Annotated in this window: 2 protein-coding genes; both read left to right on the top strand. The window is 67.2% G+C overall.

What is annotated here, in order from left to right; all coding sequences use genetic code 11:
• A partial coding sequence (locus ABZ622_RS41865) for a condensation domain-containing protein (RefSeq protein ID WP_360552562.1) occupies positions 1 to 2,012 on the top strand: 2,012 nt, incomplete at its 5' end.
• Positions 2,009 to 3,408, top strand: a 1,400-nt coding sequence (locus ABZ622_RS41860; protein WP_360552560.1) for a condensation domain-containing protein, incomplete at its 3' end; no start/stop codon positions are given. The genes ABZ622_RS41865 and ABZ622_RS41860, both read left to right, overlap by 4 nt.

Genomic DNA, 3,408 nt, shown 5'->3' with positions numbered 1-3,408 from the left:
TTGAGTTCATCGGCCGGATCGACAACCAGATCAAGCTGCGCGGCTACCGCATCGAACTCGGCGAGATCGAAGCAGCCCTCAGCACCCATCCCCACGTCCACACCACCGCCGTCACCACCCGCGAAGACACCCCCGGCAACAAACAGCTCATCGCCTACATCGTCGCCACTCCAGGCGACACACCCACCACACACCAACTCCGCACCCACCTCCAGCGGCAACTGCCCGACTACATGGTCCCGAGCATCTACGTCACCCTCGGTCAACTGCCCCTGACACCCAACGGAAAGGTCGACACCAAGGCCCTCCCCGCACCGGACCACCACCGACCCGAACTCGCCACCACCTACACCGCACCCCGGACGGACACCGAGCGCACCCTTGCCGCGATCTGGTCCGAGATCCTCGGTATCGACACCGTCGGCATCCACGACAACTTCTTCGAACTCGGCGGGGATTCGATCGTCAGCATTCAGATGATCGCCCGGGCCAAGAAGTTCGGTGTGCACCTCACCCCGCGGCTGATCTTCAAGAACCAGACGATCGCCGAGATCGCGGTCCACGCCGCCGCGGCCACTCCGGTCGACGCGGAGCAGGGCCGCGTGACGGGCGAGGTCCCGCTGACACCGATCCAGCACTGGTTCTTCGAGAAGGACCTGCCGACGTTCGACCACTTCAACCAGGCCGAGCTTCTCGTCACCGACGGGCTTGCCCCCGACGTGCTGCGGCTCGCGCTGGCCGACCTGATCGAGCACCACGACGCGCTGCGCCTGCGCTGTGTGGACGGGCCCGACGGCTGGCGGCAGTACCTGGACGAGACCGTGGACACCGACCTCCTCGACGTACACGACCTGTCCGGAGTCTCGGACGAGTCCCTGGCATCGGTGTCGCTGGACATCGCGGAGAAGACGCAGCAGGGCCTCGGCCTGGCCAAGGGCCCGTTGTTGCGGGCCGCCCTGCTGGAGTTGGGACCGACGCGCGGGCAGCGGTTGCTCACCGTCGTACACCACCTGGCGGTCGACGGTGTGTCCTGGCGGATTCTCCTGGAGGACCTGGGCAGTTGCTACGAGCGGCGGGCCGCCGGTCTCGCGCCCCTGCTGCCGGCGAAGACGACGTCGTTCCGGTCGTGGGCCCAGAGGCTGAACGGCTTCGCCGACTCCGCTCAGGCGCGGGCCGAGTGTGCCTACTGGGCCGAGCCCAAGCCGGCCGGCCGGGTGCCGCGTGACCGGGACGGCCGAAACGACCTGGGATCCGCCGCCAGCGTCGTGGCGGCGCTCAGCCCCGAGGAGACGCGTGCCTTGCTGCGGGACGTGCCACGGGTCTTCAGCACCCAGATCAACGACGCGTTGCTCACCGCACTGGCGCACGCCCTGCGGAACTGGACGGGGGACGACGAGATCCTGATCGGCCTGGAGGGACACGGTCGTGAGGATCTGTTCACGGACGTGGACCTGTCGCGAACGGTCGGATGGTTCACCTCCGTCTTCCCCGTCTCGCTACGGCTGGCGCCGGGATCCACCGATGCGGTGGCCTCGCTCGACTCCGTCCGCGAGCAGGTGGCGCGGATCCCCAACAGGGGCGTCGGCTACGGCATCCTGCGCCATCTCGGCGCCCCGGACGTGGCCGCCGCACTGCGCCGGCAGCCCACTCCGGAAGTGAACTTCAACTACCTGGGGCAGTTCACCAGGGACCTGCCGGGCATCGGGCGGTACGCCGGTCCCGACGAGCCCAAGGGCCACTCGATCAGCCCGGACGGGATGCGCTGGAACGTGCTGGACGTGACCGCCGCCGTCGAAGGCGACACGTTCGGCCTGTACATCAACTACTCGACCGGGCTGCACGAGCGGCGCACCGCCCAGCGCCTGGCCGACGGTGTCGTCGGCCACCTGCGCGAGCTGATCGCCGGCAGTGCAGACGGAGCCGCCGATGCCCGCCGGGAGTCCCCCGGTGTCCCACTCACCGATGTCGATGACGCCGACATGGCCGCGATCCTGAAGAGGTTCTCGATATGAGCGCGCACAACGTGGAAGACGTCTACGGACTCTCACCCCTGCAGTTCGGCATGCTTTACCACTCGCTGGAGGACACTTCCGACACGCGCCCGTACGTGGTGCAGATGACGGAGGAGATCGAAGGACCCTTCGACGAGACGCTGTTCGGAGCCGCCTGGCAGCAGCTCGTCGACCGGCATTCGATCCTGCGCAGCGCGTTTGTATGGGAAGGAGTGTCGGAGCCGGTGCAGGTGGTGCAGCGCCGAGCTCCCCTCCCCTTCGAGGTGAGGGATCTGCGCGGTCTGTCCGGTCAGGAGGAGCGGCTGAGCACCTTCCTGGCGGAGGACTGGGACCGAGGGTTCGACCTCTCACGGGCCCCGCTGGTCCGGGTCACCGTGCTGCGGATGGGGGAGGAGCGCCTGATCGTTGTCTGGTCGTTCCATCACATTCTCCTCGACGGCTGGAGTGTGCAGATCCTCCAGAAGGAACTGTTCGCCCTCTATCGCGCGCTGCTCGGCGGCACTTCCGCCGAACTGCCACCGACCGTCCCCTACCGCCGCTACATCGAGTGGCTCAACTCCCGGCAGGACGACGGCTCCGAGGCGTTCTGGACCGGTTACCTCGCAGGCGTCACCGAGCCCACCGCCCTGCCCATCGACCGGGACACCGGTGACACGGGAGTCGGCGAGTTCGAGGTATGTGCCTCCGCAGGGCTGTTCGCGCGGGCCCGGGACTACGCCAAGTCCCAGCGCGTCACGATGAACACACTGGTGCAGGGCCTGTGGTCGGTCCTGCTCTCACGGTACAGCCGCCAGGACGAGGTGCTGTTCGGATCCACCATCTCGGGCCGGTCGATCGATCTGCCCGGCGTCGAGTCGATGATGGGCCTGTTCATCAACACACTGCCGGTGCGCGGCCGGCTCACGGGCGACCTGGTCGTCTCCGAGTGGCTGCGGGATCTCCAGGACGAACAACTGGAGATGCGGCAGTGGGAGTACTGTCACCTCGTCGACGTGCAGAAGCACAGCAGCATCCCGCGCGGCGAGCCACTGTTCCGGTCGATCCTCGTCTTCGAGAACTACCCGGTGGTGCAGAAGCCTTCGGACTTCCCCGAGGGACTGACCCGGCGCCTGGTCAACTGTGTGGAGCGCACCGGGTACCCGCTGACCCTTGTCGTATCGGCGGGCCGGGCCTTGGAGTTCCGCTTCGTCTACGACCGGAGCAGGTTCGACGCGAAGACGATCGAGCGCATGGCCGGCCACCTTGAGAGCCTGCTGACCTCCGTTGTGGAGTCGCCCGGTGCACGCATCGGCGATCTCAATATGCTTACGGTGGGGGAGCGGCGGGAGGTGTTGGTCGAGTGGAATGGTGTCAGTGGTCCGTATCCGGATACCGCGACCATTCATCAGCTGGTCGA

This window comes from Streptomyces sp. NPDC007164, assembly GCF_040634135.1.
GTDB classification, from domain to species: domain Bacteria; phylum Actinomycetota; class Actinomycetes; order Streptomycetales; family Streptomycetaceae; genus Streptomyces; species Streptomyces sanglieri.
Note: the sequence above shows the minus strand (reverse complement) of the source record. Positions and strands in the feature narration are given on the sequence as shown.